This window comes from Mesorhizobium sp. M0833, assembly GCF_040319905.1.
Lineage (GTDB): Bacteria > Pseudomonadota > Alphaproteobacteria > Rhizobiales > Rhizobiaceae > Mesorhizobium.
The window spans coordinates 1-17370 of the sequence record NZ_JAMYOQ010000024.1 but is presented as its reverse complement, the minus strand read 5'-3'; the positions used below and the strand labels follow the sequence as shown (position 1 = coordinate 17370).

The 17370-nt window shown below is 60.4% G+C and carries 17 protein-coding genes and 1 tRNA gene; 17 read left to right on the top strand and 1 reads right to left on the bottom strand.

The genetic code is table 11. The features are described from left to right. Positions 1-40: 40 nt before the first annotated feature. The 13 genes from NKH98_RS23715 to glpK all read left to right on the top strand — a co-directional run bounded on the left by NKH98_RS23715 (position 41) and on the right by glpK (position 14467). Positions 41-982 (top strand): alpha-E domain-containing protein, encoded by a 942-nt coding sequence (locus NKH98_RS23715; RefSeq protein WP_352902181.1) that lies wholly within the window; start codon positions 41-43, stop codon positions 980-982. Between the two features lie 61 nt (positions 983-1043). After that, on the top strand, positions 1044-1838 hold the full coding sequence (locus NKH98_RS23710; protein WP_352902178.1) for a transglutaminase family protein: 795 nt from the start codon (positions 1044-1046) through the stop codon (positions 1836-1838). A gap of 31 nt (positions 1839-1869) precedes the next feature. After that, entirely contained in the window at positions 1870-2601 is a 732-nt protein-coding gene (locus NKH98_RS23705; RefSeq protein ID WP_254817354.1) for a proteasome-type protease, read from the top strand. A gap of 58 nt (positions 2602-2659) precedes the next feature. Continuing rightward, a complete protein-coding gene (locus NKH98_RS23700) occupies positions 2660-4072 on the top strand; it encodes a pyridoxal phosphate-dependent decarboxylase family protein (RefSeq protein ID WP_352902175.1) in 1413 nt (470 codons plus the stop codon). Between the two features lie 110 nt (positions 4073-4182). Continuing rightward, positions 4183-4950, top strand: a complete 768-nt coding sequence (locus NKH98_RS23695) for a DeoR/GlpR family DNA-binding transcription regulator (protein WP_352478957.1) — start codon at positions 4183-4185, stop codon at positions 4948-4950. A gap of 125 nt (positions 4951-5075) precedes the next feature. Then, positions 5076-6602, top strand: coding sequence for a glycerol-3-phosphate dehydrogenase (gene glpD / locus NKH98_RS23690; RefSeq protein ID WP_352902172.1), 1527 nt, complete (start codon positions 5076-5078; stop codon positions 6600-6602). A 39-nt stretch (positions 6603-6641) separates the two neighbouring features. Beyond that, complete coding sequence (locus tag NKH98_RS23685; protein ID WP_352902169.1) at positions 6642-7721, top strand: ABC transporter ATP-binding protein; 1080 nt, start codon at positions 6642-6644, stop codon at positions 7719-7721. A gap of 9 nt (positions 7722-7730) precedes the next feature. Continuing rightward, positions 7731-8798, top strand: a complete 1068-nt coding sequence (locus NKH98_RS23680; RefSeq protein ID WP_352902166.1) for an ABC transporter ATP-binding protein — start codon at positions 7731-7733, stop codon at positions 8796-8798. A gap of 1 nt (position 8799) precedes the next feature. After that, entirely contained in the window at positions 8800-9666 is an 867-nt protein-coding gene (locus tag NKH98_RS23675; RefSeq protein ID WP_023674893.1) for a carbohydrate ABC transporter permease, read from the top strand. 1 nt (position 9667) lies between these two features. Then, on the top strand, positions 9668-10582 hold the full coding sequence (locus NKH98_RS23670; protein WP_352478954.1) for a carbohydrate ABC transporter permease: 915 nt from the start codon (positions 9668-9670) through the stop codon (positions 10580-10582). A 173-nt stretch (positions 10583-10755) separates the two neighbouring features. Next, positions 10756-11022, top strand: coding sequence for a DUF2160 domain-containing protein (locus NKH98_RS23665; protein WP_352508493.1), 267 nt, complete (start codon positions 10756-10758; stop codon positions 11020-11022). A 78-nt stretch (positions 11023-11100) separates the two neighbouring features. Further along, positions 11101-12828: an ABC transporter substrate-binding protein gene (locus NKH98_RS23660; RefSeq protein WP_352902163.1), complete on the top strand. Its 1728-nt coding sequence runs from the start codon at positions 11101-11103 to the stop codon at positions 12826-12828. A 145-nt stretch (positions 12829-12973) separates the two neighbouring features. Next, the gene (glpK, locus tag NKH98_RS23655) at positions 12974-14467 is read left to right on the top strand and encodes a glycerol kinase GlpK (protein WP_352902160.1); all 1494 of its coding nucleotides are present in this window, start codon (positions 12974-12976) and stop codon (positions 14465-14467) included. Positions 14468-14542: 75 nt separating this feature from the next. On the opposite strand, the gene NKH98_RS23650 is transcribed toward glpK, so the two are convergent. Continuing rightward, positions 14543-15022: a BA14K family protein gene (locus tag NKH98_RS23650; RefSeq protein ID WP_254817344.1), complete on the bottom strand. Its 480-nt coding sequence runs from the start codon at positions 15020-15022 to the stop codon at positions 14543-14545. Between the two features lie 308 nt (positions 15023-15330). Here NKH98_RS23650 and NKH98_RS23645 point away from each other — a divergent pair. The 4 genes from NKH98_RS23645 (at position 15331) to NKH98_RS23630 (ending at position 16857) form a co-directional block, all read left to right on the top strand. Beyond that, positions 15331-15406, top strand: a tRNA-Lys gene (locus NKH98_RS23645). Between the two features lie 73 nt (positions 15407-15479). Continuing rightward, positions 15480-16019, top strand: a complete 540-nt coding sequence (locus tag NKH98_RS23640; RefSeq protein WP_352821601.1) for a hypothetical protein — start codon at positions 15480-15482, stop codon at positions 16017-16019. A gap of 162 nt (positions 16020-16181) precedes the next feature. After that, positions 16182-16493 (top strand): hypothetical protein, encoded by a 312-nt coding sequence (locus NKH98_RS23635; RefSeq protein WP_352508453.1) that lies wholly within the window; start codon positions 16182-16184, stop codon positions 16491-16493. 118 nt (positions 16494-16611) lie between these two features. After that, on the top strand, positions 16612-16857 hold the full coding sequence (locus tag NKH98_RS23630) for a hypothetical protein (RefSeq protein ID WP_352508454.1): 246 nt from the start codon (positions 16612-16614) through the stop codon (positions 16855-16857). Positions 16858-17370: the final 513 nt, after the last annotated feature.

The following is a 17370-nucleotide window of genomic DNA, read 5'->3' as shown; positions in this document are numbered from 1 at the left end:
CACCGTCCACCGTTTACCGTTCGCCACAGGACCGCCTGACATGCTTCTCGGCCGCACCGCCAACGGGCTCTATTGGATGAACCGCTATATCGAGCGGGCGGAAAACATGGCGCGGCTGGTGGACGCCGGCTTGCGCATGGCGCTAACCCGTACTCAGAACGCTTCGGAGGAGTGGAATTCGGTGCTGCTCAGCGCCGGTTCGGACGCCAGCTTCACGCAGAAATATTCCGACTACACCGCCGCCAATGTCGCCGACTATCTGCTGCGCGACACATCGAACCCGTCGAGCACGATGTCGTCTATCGAAACGGCCCGTAACAATGCCCGCATGGTGCGTACCGCGTTGACGCGTGAAACCTGGGAAAGCATCAACGAAGCCTGGATGTCGCTGAAGCGGATGCTGGCCAAGCCGATCGACGAGCGCGACCTGCCCAACGCGCTCGACGCAATCAAACGCGAGACGGCGCTGATCCGCGGCTCGTTCTACGGCACGATGCTGCGCAATGAGATTTTCGATTTTTCGCAGCTCGGCACTTATGTCGAACGCGCCGACAACACCGCGCGCATCCTGGATGTGAAATACTACGTGCTGTTGCCGTCGATTTCCTGGGTCGGCTCGACGCTCGACAACTACCAGTGGGAATCGATCCTGCGCTCTGTATCGGCGCACCGCTCCTACCGCTGGGTTTATGACGCCGACTACAAGCCGAGCAACATCGCCGACTATCTGATCCTCAACGTCCGCATGCCGCGCTCGCTGACCTTTTGCTACCGCTTCCTGACGGAGCATCTCAAATTCCTGGGTGACGACTATAGTGAGTGCCACGCCTGCCATGCGACGGCTGCCAAGACCCAGGCCATGCTGACGGCCGGCTCGATCAAGGATATTTTCGACGCCGGTCTGCATGAATTCCTGGCCAATTTCATCCGCGACAACACCAGGCTCGGCGACGAGATCGCGCAGGATTACAGGTTCTATTGAGCATGACCCCAAAAAGCGGAGACCGGTTTTCAGAAAAGCTCATGCTCCAGGGACGAGTGCGATGCGGCTGAAGATCACCCACCGGACCGAATACCGCTACGATGCGCCGGTGCATTATTTGTTGCAGCGTTTGCGGCTGCTCCCGGTGAACGGGCGGACCCAGACGGTACTGTCCTGGGCGCTGAAGATCGAAGGCGCACGCGAGGAAGTGCGCTTCACCGACCATTTCGGCAATGATACCCGGCTGTTGAGCGTCGAGGGTGAGCGCGACTTCATCACCGTCGAAGCAGCCGGCGAAGTGGTGACGCGCGACACTGCCGGCGTCTGCGGGCCGCACCAGGGTTTCGTGCCGCTCTGGCTGTTCGGCCACGAAACGCCGCTGACGACGATCGGCAGCGGCATTCGCGAGCTTGCTGCCTCGGTCGGCAAGGGCACCGACATCGAAAGGCTGCACCGGTTGATGGCGATGATCGGCGAGCGCGTCGCTTATACGCCGGGCACCACCAACGCGACGACGCCGGCCGAAGAGGCCCTGGCGCTCAAGACCGGCGTTTGCCAGGACCACAGCCACATCTTCGTTGCGGCGGCGCGCGCCATGGATTTTCCGGCGCGCTATGTCAGTGGCTACCTGATGATGAATGCAGCGATCGAGCAGGCGGCAAGCCACGCCTGGGCCGAGGCGCATGCCTCGGGCCTCGGCTGGGTCGCCTTCGACGTCGCCAACGGCATTTCTCCCGACGAGCGTTATGTAAAGGTGGCGACTGGCCGCGATTATCGCGACGCCACACCGGTATCGGGAATTCGGCTGGGACAGGCGGAAGAACAGCTTGCCGTCACCGTCACCGTGGAGCAGTAATCTCCGCCAAGATTGTTGCCAAAGAGATTCGATGACCTATTGCGTCGGCCTGAAGATCGATCGCGGGCTCGTGTTCATGTCGGACACGCGCACCAACGCCGGCATGGATTCGATCTCGACCTTCAGGAAGATGCATGTCTGGGAAGAGCCGGGCGAGCGCGTCATCGTTTTGATGTCGGCCGGCAATCTGGCGACGACGCAGGCCGTAGTCAGCCTGCTCGACGAACGCACCAAGGCAGTGGCGGAGCGCCGTGCCACGCTGCTCGAAACGCCTTCCATGTACCAGACAGTGCGGCTGGTCGGAGACACCGTCAAGGAGGTCATCGCCAGTTCGTCGCCGGCGGGCGAAAAGGCGGATTCCTATTTCAACGCCTCCTTCATCCTCGGCGGTCAGATCAAGGGCAGCGCGCCGCGCCTGTTCATGATCTATCCGGAAGGCAATTTCATCGAATCCACCGACGACACGCCGTTCTTCCAGATCGGTGAGACCAAATACGGCAAGCCGATCATCATCCGCGCTTATGAAAGGACGATGAGTTTCGCCGAGACGGTGAAGTTGCTGCTTGTGTCGTTCGACTCGACGCTGAAGTCGAACCTGTCGGTCGGCCTGCCGCTCGACCTGCTGTTCTATGAAAAGGACACCTTCAAGGTTGGCCTCAAAAAGCGAATAACCCAGGATGATCAATATTATCGCACGATCTCGGATAGCTGGTCGAACGCGCTGAAGACTGCCTTTGCCAGCTTGCCTGATTTTCCCGAATGAAAACCTTCGTTTTTCGTGCTCTTTGATGGCGGCTCGACGAGGCGCTACGGAGGCGAAGATGAATAGCAACGAATTCCGCGAATGGTCGCTGCGAGCGGCCGAATGGGGCGCCGACTACAGAGACAGCCTTCGCGAAAGACCGGTGCGGCCGTTTGTCGAGCCGGGCGAAATCTTCAAAAGCATCGATGTTGCGCCGCCGGAAAACGGCGAAACGATGCACGCAATCTTCGCCGATTTCGAGCAAAAGATTCTGCCGGGCATGACGCACTGGCAGCATCCGCGTTTCTTCGCCTATTTCCCGGCCAATGCGGCACCGGCCTCGGTCGTGGCCGAGTATCTGGTTTCCGCCATGGCTGCGCAATGCATGCTTTGGCAGACCTCGCCGGCGGCAACCGAACTCGAGACGCGTGTCGTCGACTGGATGCGGCAAGCGCTTGGTCTGCCGGAGGGATTTTCCGGCGTCATGCAGGATTCGGCTTCGTCAGCGACGCTTGCCGCCGTGCTGACCATGCGCGAGCGCGCGCTCGACTGGCAAGGCAACAAGAACGGCTTGCAAGGCCAGCCGGTCGTGCGGGTCTATTCTTCCGGCCAAGTCCATACTTCCATCGACCGGGCGATCTGGGTGTCGGGCATCGGCGAGGCGAACCTCGTGCGCATTCCGGTCGCCGGACGCTTCCGTGCCATGCAGACGGCGGCTCTGGAAGCCGCGATCGTCACCGACCGCGAAAACGGCATGCTGCCGGCGGGCATCATCGCCAGTGTCGGCGGCACAAGTACCGGCGGCACCGACGATGTGGCGGCTGTTGCCGCGGTGGCTAAGCGGCACGGGCTCTACCTGCATGTCGATGCCGCATGGGCTGGCTCCGCCATGATCTGCCCCGAGTTCCGGCATTTCTGGGCAGGCGCCGAACATGCGGATTCCATTGTCTTCAACCCGCATAAATGGCTGGGCGCACAGTTCGATTGCTCGATGCAGTTCATCCGTCAGCCGGAAGACCTCGTGCGCACGCTGGCGATCAAGCCCGAATTCCTGAAAACGCATGGCCGCGACGGAGTCATCAACTACTCCGAATGGTCGGTGCCGCTTGGCCGGAGGTTCCGCGCGCTGAAACTTTGGTTCCTGCTGCGTGCACATGGCTTGGAAAATCTGCGGACCATGGTCCGCAACCATGTCGCCTGGAGCGAGAGCCTCGCCGCAAGGCTGGCAAAGGAACCGGATTTCGAGATCGTCACGGAGCCGATGCTGTCGCTGTTCTCGTTCCGGCGTCTCGCGGCTGCGGGCACCGACTCTGACGAGCACAATTTGCGGTTGGTCAGCGCGATCAACGATGACGGCCGCATCTACCTGACGCAAACCCGGGTGGACGGGAAGGTGGCGATCCGCTTTCAGGTCGGGCAGTTCGAAACGACAGCGGCGGATGTCGATACTGCTTTCGAGGTCATTACTGAAATTGCGCGTGGCCTGGGTTGACCGGCATCATCGAGGTTGCGCCGGGGCTCTTCTTGCAGTCACTTGATCTTCCTGTTCATGGCTTTCGTTTTCCGTTATAGACAAGTAAAACGAAAACGAGAGGTTGCTAGATGTATCTGTCGCCGCGTCATTCCGAAATCATCCAGATGGCCAAGGACCATGGCCGCGTACTGGTCGAGGAGTTGGCGACGCATTTCAACGTGACGCCGCAGACGATCCGCAAGGATCTCAACGATCTCTGCGACCAGCGGCTTTTGTCTCGCATTCATGGCGGGGCATTGTTCCCGTCCGGCATCGAGAACATGGAATATGAGGCTCGGCGCAAGATCGCCGCCGAGGAGAAGGAGGCGATCGGCCGCGCAGCAGCCCGGCTGATCCCCGACAACGCGTCTCTTTTCATCAATATCGGGACAACGACGGAAGCTGTCAGCAAGTCGCTGCTCGATCACAGCGGCTTGATGGTCATCACCAATAACATCAATGTTGCCAACAGGATGCGCGTATATCCTTCGATCGAGGTGGTGATCGCCGGCGGTGTCGTACGCGGTTCCGACGGCGGTGTGGTCGGCGAGGCAGCGGTCGATTTCATCCGGCAGTTCAAGGTCGATTTTGCGGTGATCGGCGCCTCGGCCATCGATCATGACGGCGCACTGCTCGACTTTGATTTTCGCGAGGTGAAGGTGGCTCAGGCGATCATCGCCAACGCGCGGCATGTGATCCTCGTGTCGGACCAGACCAAATTCGAGCGCACCGCGCCCGTCCGCATCGGCCATCTGTCGCAGGTCAACACCTTTATCACCGATCGTTGCGACATCCCATCGGTGCGTAGGATCTGCCAGGAGGCAGAAGTTCAGCTGATCGAAACGTCGCTCTCCTAGAGATGCCGTTGCGGCATCTGTGGCCAATCATATTTCGTTTGACATTCGTTATCATTTCGAAATAATTCCCGTACGGTTTCGCAAGAACCCAAAAATGTCGCAATGCGAAATCGAGGGAGGACTGTTTGGGCGCATCACCGATCCATGACATTTTCGTCATCGGTGGCGGCATCAATGGCTGCGGCATCGCCCGCGATGCCGTTGGGCGTGGGTTTTCGGTATTTCTTGCCGAGATGAACGATCTGGCCAGCGGAACCTCTTCCGGTTCGACCAAACTGATCCATGGCGGCTTGCGCTATCTCGAATTCTACGAGTTCCGCCTGGTGCGCGAAGCGCTGATGGAACGCGAGGTCCTGTGGAGGAACGCGCCGCATATCATCTGGCCGATGCGCTTCGTGCTGCCATACGCCAAGGGGCTGCGTCCGGCCTGGCTGATCCGGCTCGGGCTTTTCCTCTACGATCATATTGGCGGGCGCAAATTGCTGCCGCCGACGAAAACGCTGGACATGGCCAAGGATCCGGCCGGCAAGCCGCTGAAGCCGCTGTTTCGAAAGGCGTTCGAATATTCGGACGGTTGGGTCAACGATGCCCGGCTGGTTGTGTTGAACGCCCGCGACGCTGCCGAGCGCGGCGCAACCATTCGAACCCGAACAAAGGTCGTCAGCGCACGCCGCGAAGGCAATCTCTGGACGGTCAGGCTTGAAAACGTGCGGACCGGCGATACCGAGGAGGTCAAGGCGCGGCTGCTGGTCAATGCCGCCGGCCCGTGGGTCGATCAGGTGCTGTCGGCCACCGTCGGCTTGAACGACGTGCACAATGTCCGCCTCGTGCAAGGCAGCCACATCGTCGTTGGCAAGAAATTCGACGACCCACGCGCCTATTTCTTTCAGAACAAGGACGGGCGCATCATTTTCGCCATCCCCTATGAAGACGAGTTCACGCTCATCGGCACCACCGACCGGGACTATCCCGGCGATCCGCACGACGTCAGGATCAGTGATGCCGAGATCGACTATCTCTGCGCTGCGGCAAGCGAATATTTCGCGCAGCCGGTCAAGCCGTCGGATATCGTCTGGACCTATTCCGCGGTGCGCCCGCTCTACGACGATGGCGCCTCAAAGGCGCAGGAAGCCACCCGCGACTATGTGCTGAAGGCCGATGGAGGCGAGGGTGCCGCCCCGATCGTCAATGCCTTTGGCGGCAAGATCACCACCTACCGCCGATTGTCGGAATCGATGATCGAGAAGATCGAGGGTTTTCTCGGCAAGCGCGGCAAGCCATGGACGGCAAACGCGCCGCTGCCCGGCGGTGACTTTCCCGTTACCGGCTTCGATGCCGAAGTGGCGAAACTGAAAACGGCGTACCCGTTCCTCGACGCGCGGCTGGCCCGCCGGTTGACCCGGCTCTACGGCACCCGCGCAAGGAAGCTGCTGGGCCTCGCCAAATCGAACGTCGATCTTGGCCGCAACTTCGGCGCCGATCTCTACGAAGCCGAGGTGCGCTACCTCGCCGAAAACGAATGGGCGATGACTGCCGAGGATGTATTGTGGCGCCGGACCAAGCGCGGCCTGCGTCTCAGCCGTGAGCAGGCGGCAGTGCTCGACGAGTTCATGCGCGGAATAAGCCGGCAGCACGTAGCGGCTGCCGAATAGGGACGGCCGACTGATGCAGAAAGCCTGGGAGGAGGCATCATGCTTGAACTGAGAAACGTGACGAAGACGGTGGGTGCGGCGGACCATATCCGCGATGTCTCGCTGACGCTTCAGCACGGCTCGCTCAACGTCCTGCTCGGGCCGACGCTCTCCGGCAAGACCAGCCTGATGCGGCTGATGGCGGGCCTCGACGTGCCGACCTCGGGCTCGGTCTGGTTCGATGGCAAGGATGTCACCGGCATGCCGGTGCAAAAGCGCAACGTCGCCATGGTCTACCAGCAATTCATCAATTATCCGGCGATGACGGTCTACGAAAACATCGCCTCACCGCTGCGGGTAGCCGGCGCGGATCAGGCAACGATCGACAGGGAGGTGCGCAATGCGGCCGCCGTTCTCAAACTCACGCCCTATCTCGACCGGACGCCTCTCAGTCTGTCGGGCGGCCAGCAGCAGCGCACCGCGCTGGCCCGCGCCATCGTCAAGAATGCCAGCCTCGTGCTGCTCGACGAGCCGCTCGCCAATCTCGACTACAAGCTGCGTGAAGAATTACGCGCGGAACTGCCGAAAGTCTTCGCGGCCGCCGGCACAATCTTTGTTTATGCCACGACCGAGCCGCACGAGGCCTTGCTGCTCGGCGGCAACACGGCAACGCTTTCCGAGGGCAGCATCACCCAGTTCGGGCCGACCATCGAAGTGTTCCGCAAACCGGTCGATCTGGTGACGGCGAGGACCTTCGCCGATCCGCCGCTCAACACCATCGTGCTTGCCAAGAAGGGCCTGGATTTCCTGCTTGAGGGCGGCGTGAAATTGCCGGTGCCGGCGGAACTCTTCGGCATTGCCGATGCGATCTATACGATCGGCTTCCAGCCGCATCATCTGTCCCTCGATCGGCCCAACGCCGCCGCAGTGCCGGTGCGCGCAAAGGTGACGATCACTGAGATCACCGGATCGGAAAGCTTCATCCATCTCGATTTTGCCGATGCGCGCTGGGTCATGCTGACCCACGGCATTCGCGACTTCGAGCCGGACGAGGAGGTCGAGGTGTTTATCGACCCGCGCCACATCATGGTCTTCGACGAGCACGGCCGCGCCGTGGCCGCGCCGAAGCTGGCGGCTTAGGAGGAAGCCATGGCGCGCATCGATGTCAATCATATCCGCCACTCCTATCTGCAGAACCCGCGCACGGATGCCGATTTCGCGTTGAAGGAAGTGCACCACACCTTCGAGGATGGCGGCGCTTATGCGCTGCTCGGCCCGTCCGGCTGCGGCAAGACTACGCTGCTCAACATCATTTCGGGATTGCTGCATCCCTCGCACGGCCAGTTGCTGTTCAACGGCAGGAACGTGACCAATCTGTCGACCCAAGAGCGCAACATCGCCCAGGTCTTCCAGTTCCCGGTGATCTACGACACGATGACGGTCTACGACAATCTGGCGTTCCCGCTGCGCAATCGCGGCGTGCCGGAGGCCGACGTCGACCGTAAGGTGCGCGAAACGCTGGAGATGACCGGGCTGGCCGATATGGCCAAACGAAAGGCGCGCGGACTGACCGCCGACCAGAAGCAGAAAATTTCGCTCGGACGCGGGCTGGTGCGCTCCGACGTAAATGCCATCCTGTTCGACGAGCCTTTGACCGTCATCGACCCGCATATGAAATGGATGCTGCGCTCCCAGTTGAAGCAGCTTCACCGCCGCTTCGGCTACACCATGGTCTATGTCACGCACGACCAGACCGAGGCCTTGACCTTCGCCGACAGGGTGGTCGTCATGTATGACGGCGAAATCGTGCAGATCGGCACACCGGCAGAGCTGTTCGAGCGCCCGCGCCACACCTTTGTTGGCTATTTCATCGGCTCGCCCGGCATGAACGTTATGCCAGTGGCGATCGACGGCAAGACTGCGCGGCTGGGCTCGCAGCAGATCGAACTGCCGGGCGTGCCCAATGCGGGTGGCGGTGCCATCGAGCTCGGCATCCGTCCCGAATATGTGCGCCTGGGCAGCCAGGGCATGGCCGTCCGGATCAGCAAGGTCGAGGACGTCGGCCGCCACAAGGTGGTCCGTGCCAATCTCGAAGGGCGCGAGATCGCCGCCGTCATCGGCGAGGACGAGACGGTTCCGGCTGATCCGAAGGTGCGGTTCGACCCAGCCGGTATCAACATCTATGCCGATTCCTGGCGCGTCGAGATGGGGGCCTGAAGTGGAAAAGACCTGGAACAATAGAGCCTGGTTCCTGGTGCTGCCGGTGCTGCTGCTGGTGGCGTTCTCGGCGGTCATACCACTGATGACGGTCGTCAATTATTCGGTGCAGGACACTTTCGGCAATAACGTCTTCTTCTGGGCCGGCACGGAATGGTTCGAGGAACTGCTTTCCTCGAGCCGCTTCTGGCAGGCGATGATCCGCAACCTTGTCTTCTCCTTTATCATCCTCGCGATCGAAGTGCCGCTCGGCATCTTCATTGCGCTCAATATGCCGAAGAAGGGTTGGGGCGTGCCTGTGTGCCTTGTTTTGATGGCGTTGCCGCTGCTGATCCCGTGGAACGTCGTCGGCACCATCTGGCAGGTGTTCGGGCGCAACGACATTGGCCTGCTCGGCTATTACGTCAACGCGCTCGGCATCGACTATAATTATGTGCAAGACCCATATGACGCCTGGGTCACGGTCATCATCATGGACGTCTGGCATTGGACCAGCCTCGTCGTCCTGCTCTGCTATGCCGGCCTGGTCTCGATCCCGGATGCCTTTTATCAGGCAGCCAAGATCGACGGTGCCTCGCGCTGGGCGGTGTTCCGCTACATCCAGCTGCCGAAGATGAACCGCGTGCTGCTGATCGCCGTGCTGCTGCGCTTCATGGATAGCTTCATGATCTACACGGAGCCGTTCGTGGTCACCGGTGGCGGCCCCGGCAACTCGACGACCTTTCTTTCGATCGACCTCGTCAAGACCGCGCTCGGCCAATTCGACCTCGGCCCGGCGGCGGCGATGTCGCTGGTCTACTTCCTTATCGTCCTGCTGTTGTCGTGGGTGTTCTACACCGTGATGACCAATTATGACGCGGAGCGTTGAGATGAGCCGCACCGAAGAGAGAGCCGATAGGGTGAGCGAGACGACAGCTTCGGAAGGGCTCGCCAGCACGCTACGACAGGACGAGATCGCACGGCTGATGCGCCGTCGCGGCGAGGAGTCGCGCTGGTGGTGGATCGTGCCGACGCTCTACATCGTCGTTCTGCTTTTGCCGATCTACTGGCTCATCAATATGAGCTTCAAGACCAATGGCGAGATCGTCTCGTCGCTGACTCTCTACCCGCACGCGCCGACATTGGCGAATTACCGCACCATCTTCACCGACGCGTCCTGGTATTCGGGCTACATCAACTCGATCACCTATGTGGTTATGAACATGGTGATTTCGGTGGCTGCGGCACTGCCTGCTGCCTATGCTTTTTCGCGCTATCGCTTCCTCGGCGACAAGCATCTGTTCTTCTGGCTGCTGACCAACCGCATGGCGCCGCCGGCGGTGTTCGCGCTGCCATTCTTCCAGCTTTATTCGGCCTTCGGCCTTATCGACACCCATATCGCCGTGGCTCTGGCGCATTGCCTGTTCAACGTGCCGCTGGCGGTGTGGATCCTCGAAGGCTTCATGTCGGGCGTGCCCAAGGAGATCGACGAGACCGCCTATATCGACGGCTATTCGTTCCCGCGCTTCTTCATCAAGATCTTCATGCCGCTGATTGCGAGCGGCATCGGCGTGGCGTGCTTCTTCTGCTTCATGTTCTCGTGGGTGGAGCTCTTGATCGCCCGCACGCTGACGACCACGGATGCCAAGCCGATTGCCGCGACCATGACCCGCACCGTTTCGGCCGCCGGTATGGATTGGGGGCTGCTCGCCGCCGCCGGCGTGCTGACGCTGATTCCGGGCGCGCTCGTCATCTGGTTTGTGCGCAACTACATCGCCAAGGGCTTTGCCCTGGGGAGGGTATGATGGAACAGGTCGACAGAAGCCCATGGTGGTGGGCCGTGCTGTTTCTTGCCCTGGTCGTCGTGGCCTGGGTGGCACTTCAAATCGATTTCGTGGCGATAACGGTGGGCTTCAGCGACCCGGCCAATATCCGCCTGTGGGGATTTAACCTCTCGTCCAACCTCGATTTTTCGTGGATGGCCTGGACGTGGCCGACCGCGGCCTTCTTTGGAACCATCTTTCTGCTGCTTTGCGGCATGGCGGTGTGGGAATACGTCTCGCCGGGCGGCAATCCGCGCGTCGGCGTACTGCGCTTCGAAACGACGCGCGGCGACCGCCTGTTCCTGTCGCTGCTGGGCAGCGCCTTTATCCATCTCGCTTGGCTGGGTCTAGTCGGACCCAATCTGTGGTGGGCTCTCGCTCTCTCCGTGGTCTTCGCCGTCGGCGTGTTCCGCTACGTATAGAGGGGGAAACTGTTGGAACGGCGGCGTGCCGGCCGCCGATCCAGATCGCACTTTGAACTTTAACAGTGGAGGAAATACATGCGACGGCAATTCTTGACATCAACAACTGCGCTTGTCCTGTTGCTCGGGGCCAGCAATGCCTATGCCGGAATGGACGAGGCCAAGGCCTTCCTGGACAAGGAAATTGGCGACCTCTCGACGCTCGACCGTGCCGGCCAGGAAGCCGAAATGCAATGGTTCATCGATGCCGCGAAACCTTTCGCCGGCATGGATATCAAGGTGGTCTCCGAAACCATCGCCACGCATCAGTATGAATCGCAGGTGCTTGCGCCGGCCTTTACGGCCATCACCGGCATCAAGGTCACGCATGACGTCATCCAGGAAGGCGACGTTGTCGAGAAGATCCAGACCCAGATGCAGACCGGCCAGAACCTCTATGACGGCTGGGTCAACGATTCCGATCTGATCGGCACGCACTGGCGCTACCAGCAGGTGCGCAACCTGACCGACTGGATGGCAGGCGACGGCAAGGATGTCACCAACCCGAATCTCGACCTGAAGGATTTCATCGGCACCTCGTTCACCACCGCGCCCGACAAGAAGCTCTACCAGCTTCCCGACCAGCAGTTCGCGAACCTCTACTGGTTCCGTTACGACTGGTTCAATGACGAGAAGAACAAGGCGGACTTCAAGGCCAAATACGGCTACGACCTCGGCGTGCCGGTCAATTGGTCGGCCTATGAGGACATCGCCGAGTTCTTCACCGGCCGCGAGATCGACGGCAAGAAGGTCTACGGCCATATGGACTATGGCAAGAAGGACCCGTCGCTCGGCTGGCGGTTCACCGACGCATGGCTGTCGATGGCCGGCAATGGCGACAAGGGCATTCCGAACGGTCTGCCCGTCGACGAATGGGGCATCAAGGTCGACGAGAATTCGCGACCGGTCGGTTCCTGCACGGCGCGCGGCGGCGACACCAATGGTCCGGCTTCCGTCTATGCCATCCAGAAGTACCTCGATTGGCTGAAGGCCTATGCACCGGCGGAAGCCCAGGGCATGACCTTCTCCGAGTCAGGGCCGGTGCCGGCGCAGGGCGCGGTTGCCCAGCAGATCTTCTGGTATACCGCGTTCACCGCCAGCATGGTCGACGCCAGCGCCAAGGCGGTGCTGAACGACGACGGCACGCCGAAGTGGCGCATGGCGCCGTCGCCGCATGGCGTCTACTGGAAGGACGGCATGAAGCTTGGCTATCAGGACGTCGGTTCCTGGACGCTGATGAAGTCGACGCCGACCGACCGCGCCAAGGCCGCCTGGCTCTACGCGCAGTTCGTCACCTCGAAGACGGTCGACGTGAAGAAGAGCCATGTCGGCCTGACCTTCATCCGCGAGAGCACGATCCACGACAAGAGCTTCACCGAGCGTGCGCCGAAGCTCGGCGGCTTGATCGAGTTCTACCGCTCGCCGGCACGCGTCCAATGGTCCCCGACCGGCACCAACGTGCCGGATTATCCGAAGCTGGCACAGCTCTGGTGGCAGGCGATCGGCGATGCTTCGTCGGGCGCCAAAAGCGCGCAAGAAGCAATGGACTCGCTCTGCGCCGAGCAGGAAAAGGTGATGAGCCGCATCGAGAAGTCGGGCGTCCAGGGCGATATCGGCCCGAAGATGGCCGAAGAGCATGACCTCGCCTACTGGAACGCCGATGCGGTCAAGAAGGGCAATCTCGCTCCTCAGCTCAAGATCGAGAGCGAGAAGGAAAAACCGGTCACCATCAACTATGACGAGCTGGTGAAGAGCTGGCAGCAATAGGGCTGTTTGATGCGGGCGTTCGCGCCCGCATCGCCATACTCAGGGGAGGCGGCATGTTGCCGTCTCCCCTGTTTGCGTGAACGGCTCCGCGCCATCGGGCGTCGAGACATCGTAGCACCTTGAATTCGCTTCGACGGGAGAGAGAATGACCGGATATATCCTCGCAATCGACCAGGGCACGACATCGAGCCGGGCGATCCTGTTCGACGACAAGATGAAGGTCGTCGGCAGCGGGCAAAAGGAATTCACCCAGTATTATCCGGCCTCCGGCTGGGTCGAGCATGATCCCGAGGAAATCTGGTCAAGCGTCGTGGAAACGGTGAGGGCCGCGCTGAAGACAGCCGGCCGCAACGCAGCGGACGTTGCCGCGATCGGTATCACCAACCAGCGCGAAACCGTCGTCATCTGGGACAAGGAGACCGGCGAGCCGATCCACAACGCGATTGTCTGGCAGGACCGCCGCACCGCGCCGCTATGCCAGAAACTGAAGAAGCTGGGGCTGGAGAAGAAATTCACGAAAAAGACCGGCCTGCTGCTCGATCCCTATTTCTCCGGCACCAAGATCGCCTGGATGCTGGACAAGGTGAAGGGCGCCAGAAAACGCGCCGAGAAGGGCGAACTGCTGGCCGGCACCATCGACAGCTTCCTGATTTGGCGCCTGACTGGCGGCAAGGTCCACGCCACTGACGCCACCAATGCCTCGCGCACGCTGGTCTACAACATCGAACAAAACGCCTGGGATGACGAGTTGCTGGCCATTCTTGGTATACCTGCAAGAATGCTGCCGCAGGTGAAAGACTGTGCCGATGATTTTGGAATGACCGACAAAAGTCTGTTCGGCGCAGAGATCAGAATCCTCGGTGTGGCCGGCGACCAGCATGCGGCGGCGATCGGCCAGGCCTGTTTCGAGCCGGGCATGATGAAATCCACCTACGGAACCGGTTGCTTCGCGTTGCTCAACACCGGCAGCGATCTGGTGCGTTCGAAGAACCGGCTTTTGACCACCATCGCCTACAGGCTGAACGGCAACACCACCTATGCCTTGGAGGGCTCTATCTTTATCGCCGGCGCCGCCGTGCAGTGGCTGCGGGACGGCATCAAGGTGATCGGCAAGGCCGAGCAGAGCGGCAAATTGGCGGCGGAGGCCGATCCGACGCAGAACGTCTATCTGGTGCCGGCTTTCGTCGGGCTCGGCGCACCGCACTGGGATGCCGACGCGCGGGGCGCCATCTTCGGGCTGACCCGCAATTCGGGGCCGGCGGAATTTGCCCGCGCGGCGCTGGAATCCGTTGCGTTCCAAACGCGCGATCTGCTCGACGCTATGCGCAAGGACTGGAAGGGCGCTTCGGCCAAGACTGTGCTCAGGGTCGATGGCGGCATGGTGGCGTCGGACTGGACCATGCAGCGGCTGGCCGACATTCTCGATGCGCCGGTCGACCGGCCGACAATTCTCGAGACGACCGCGCTTGGTGCGGCATGGCTGGCCGGCTCGAAGGCCGGTGTCTGGCCGAAGGCGCGGGAATTCGCCAGGAGTTGGGCGCTCGAGCGCCGGTTCAAGCCGGAGATGGATGCTTCGACACGTGCCGCCAAGCTGGCAGGTTGGCGCCACGCTGTGCGCAGGACGCTAAGCGTGCAATAAGCAGGGAGGGCACCGGCTTCGCACCCATGAAACCCGCGCCGTTGCGGGCGCGGGCTTACAGTCTCTAATCACGACTCAGTAAGGCGACCGGCACTGCCGGCGCGGACCGTAATTGGGCTGGTAGGTGTTGTCAGAGGCACGATAGCTCCGGTAATGGTCATAGCACCACTGCACATGGGCATCGCCGCGATAGACTCGATTCTGGTTGTTGATGATAGCGCCGGTAATCAGCGCACCGGTGGCGAAAGCGGCCAGCGGGAACCAGTAGTCGCCATGGCGGCGATAGCCGCGACGATATTCGCGATAGCCGCGATGGCCACGCCAATACATGCCGTCGTCACGCGCAAAACTGCGCCGGGAGAAATCGCGACGCGAGAAATCGCGATTGAAATTCCGGTGCCTCCGCCACGGCTCGTACTGAACGGTCTGGACATTCGAGGTGAGCCCTTGGGCAGGGGGCGCATAGCTGGGCTGAGCGTTGACTGGCACGATCTCCGCGGCAGCGAATGAGATCGAAAGGGTGGTCGCCAGCAGGCCCGACATGATCCTATTCATGATCTTCTCCTTGAAACGCGTGTCCCTTGTCGCGGAAAAACGGGCAGGCTGCGCAAATTGTTCCGCTAAGAATCCCAAGTTGCTGATCTGCAAAGGTTCTCTCGATTCGCTGCTTGCGCTTGTCCCGCAAAGCGCGAGCTTCGGACTTGCGCGAGACGGAGGCAATTCCGTCAACGCCGAAGCGCACCGCACGGCATGATGACGCGACAGGAAAGTCCGGTTTGGGAGCCGTCTTTTTCCGGTTGACCGGCAGAGGCACTCTCCCTATGTTCCGCGCAATTTCGAGGGCGGCCTTTCTGAGCCCGCGGGAGCGCGTAGCTCAGCCGGTAGAGCAACTGACTTTTAATCAGTAGGTCATGGGTTCGAATCCCATCGCGCTCACCAAATCCACAGTTTTTCAACAGGTTGCGAGAGGTGAGGGCGGGTTTTTGTGTCCGCGGAAGTTGGTGTCCGCACTATGTCCGAACAGATGCGCCAAATGAAAGGCCAGACTATGACGCCCATCAACATTGCCTTGAATGACATAGCGCTAAATCAACTGACCGCTCGACACCGCGAGGTCATGTTGGATGTCATCCTGGTCTGGGCCAAGTTAGACGGCGCAATGGGCCTGATGGTCGCGAAGATACTCAATATGCACCCGGTGGACGGTGCCGACTTTGTTCAGCAGCTCTCTACACCAAAGCGGTTTAATGAGATTTATCGAAAGCTAAGATCACAACCAGGCGGCGAGGCCGCGGCGCGTAGCATGAAGAAACACAAGCGGCAGTATGAATTGCGGTCAAAGGTGCGAAATCGAATCGCTCATTCGAATTGTGCAGGTCACCTTAACAGCAGACCGAACTGGATCGTGTTTCTGCGCTACGAAAGGGAAGGTGACGGCTTGGCCGTTGAAGTCACCTCGATCGAGGAAATGCAAGACGCTATCCGCTGGGGAAGGGCAATGACAGACTTGGCCCTCAAAGCGTCGGAAGTCAGTTCAGAGCCCGTTGTGTAAACGGGTGAGCAAACAGGCTAAGTCAGAAGCCCGCCACCGTGAGGCAGCGGGCCAAATTCGCCAAATCGGGGCAGTAGAGAGGAGGAAACGCACGAAGCTTGCAGTCTGAGTCTATATTAGCAAAATCTTGATTAAGGCACCGGCCGCCCCAGACTCCCGTACATGGCGCGGGGCATTGGCATCGGTGACGTGGTTGCGATCACGGCCACGGTACGCAGGCGGGTCACCGACGACCGTATCAGCGTCTCAATCCCCTCCTACAACTTCCCGCATTCGATCGTGGACAGCAAATCCAAGGTCAAGCGGGGTCAGCAGATCGAGCTGATGGGCGAGGTCACGCGCATAGACGAGGAAGGCGGCAAGGTGACAATCGACCTGGGACCGCTGGTGACGGTCGATCTCGGGAAGGTCAAGCCGGTCGAGAAGTACAGGCCGCCCAAGCGCAAAAAGCCGTTGCGTGACATGGTGGATTAAGGTCACTGCACTGGCCGGCGAGCTTGCGTTTTCCTCAACAAGGGACAAAGCTCGCGCGCTCAATGCGGGGAGATTTGAGATGTGCCGGCTAACGCTTCTACTTTCGGGAATAATCCTGATGATGACCGCTTTGCCAGCCGGAAGCGGCCTCATGGATGAAGGCACGTGTAAACGAGGCGCGACGATGTACGGCTTCGATCTCGCCGATCACATCAATGCCGTAAGCGAGCGCTTGGTGGCCTGCGTCAACTTTATCAACGACCGGGAGGTCGAGAACCACAACAATCAGCAGAAATTGCTCCGGGAACTGGCGCAGCAAATCGCTTCGCTGGAGGCCAGAGTTAGTGAACTGGAACGGCGGTAGACAATGACCGAACTCGATGACCAATTTGCCGACGTGCTGGAAAAAATCCCCCTTATGACAGACACGGAATTAGTTTCGACATACGGCGGCCTTGCGAAGAAATTCCCGGTTCTTTTGGATCCCCCTAATTCTTGGGCTGATAGGGTCCTAGAGACATACCGAGAAGAAATTCGTCGGCGAGGGTTGAATACTCGCTGACCTTGCGTCCTTCTAGAGGTGCTTCGCTTCCTCACGGGCCGCGCCGCACTTCCAGTCAGGGAAAGAGCCGATCGTGTATCGACGAGCGAGTCCGGTAGTTCAGGATGAAGGCACGGGCACCGGCCTTGCTGACGCGGATGCCAAAGCCCTTCACGTCGTCATCATAGGTGATTTTGTGTACGGCCCGGAGACATGGGTAACAGTTTGTACCTACGACATGGTGTAGTGCACCCCTCGGGTGAGACAGAGATCAGTAACAGTTCTCTGTTTCTGAGATCGCCGCAGGGGCTTCCCGCCGCGATCGTATTAGGCCGG

Coding starts and splice junctions, on each gene's coding strand:
- NKH98_RS23670 (WP_352478954.1), top strand. CDS start 9,668: ATGAGCCGCACCGAAGAGAGAGCCGATAGGGTGAGCGAGACGACAGCT.
- NKH98_RS23715 (WP_352902181.1), top strand. CDS start 41: ATGCTTCTCGGCCGCACCGCCAACGGGCTCTATTGGATGAACCGCTAT.
- NKH98_RS23710 (WP_352902178.1), top strand. CDS start 1,044: ATGCGGCTGAAGATCACCCACCGGACCGAATACCGCTACGATGCGCCG.
- NKH98_RS23635 (WP_352508453.1), top strand. CDS start 16,182: ATGGCGCGGGGCATTGGCATCGGTGACGTGGTTGCGATCACGGCCACG.
- NKH98_RS23650 (WP_254817344.1), bottom strand. CDS start 15,022: ATGAATAGGATCATGTCGGGCCTGCTGGCGACCACCCTTTCGATCTCA.
- NKH98_RS23680 (WP_352902166.1), top strand. CDS start 7,731: ATGGCGCGCATCGATGTCAATCATATCCGCCACTCCTATCTGCAGAAC.
- NKH98_RS23695 (WP_352478957.1), top strand. CDS start 4,183: ATGTATCTGTCGCCGCGTCATTCCGAAATCATCCAGATGGCCAAGGAC.
- NKH98_RS23630 (WP_352508454.1), top strand. CDS start 16,612: ATGATGACCGCTTTGCCAGCCGGAAGCGGCCTCATGGATGAAGGCACG.
- NKH98_RS23705 (WP_254817354.1), top strand. CDS start 1,870: ATGACCTATTGCGTCGGCCTGAAGATCGATCGCGGGCTCGTGTTCATG.
- glpK (WP_352902160.1), top strand. CDS start 12,974: ATGACCGGATATATCCTCGCAATCGACCAGGGCACGACATCGAGCCGG.
- NKH98_RS23685 (WP_352902169.1), top strand. CDS start 6,642: ATGCTTGAACTGAGAAACGTGACGAAGACGGTGGGTGCGGCGGACCAT.
- NKH98_RS23660 (WP_352902163.1), top strand. CDS start 11,101: ATGCGACGGCAATTCTTGACATCAACAACTGCGCTTGTCCTGTTGCTC.
- NKH98_RS23640 (WP_352821601.1), top strand. CDS start 15,480: ATGTCCGAACAGATGCGCCAAATGAAAGGCCAGACTATGACGCCCATC.
- NKH98_RS23700 (WP_352902175.1), top strand. CDS start 2,660: ATGAATAGCAACGAATTCCGCGAATGGTCGCTGCGAGCGGCCGAATGG.
- NKH98_RS23665 (WP_352508493.1), top strand. CDS start 10,756: ATGGCCTGGACGTGGCCGACCGCGGCCTTCTTTGGAACCATCTTTCTG.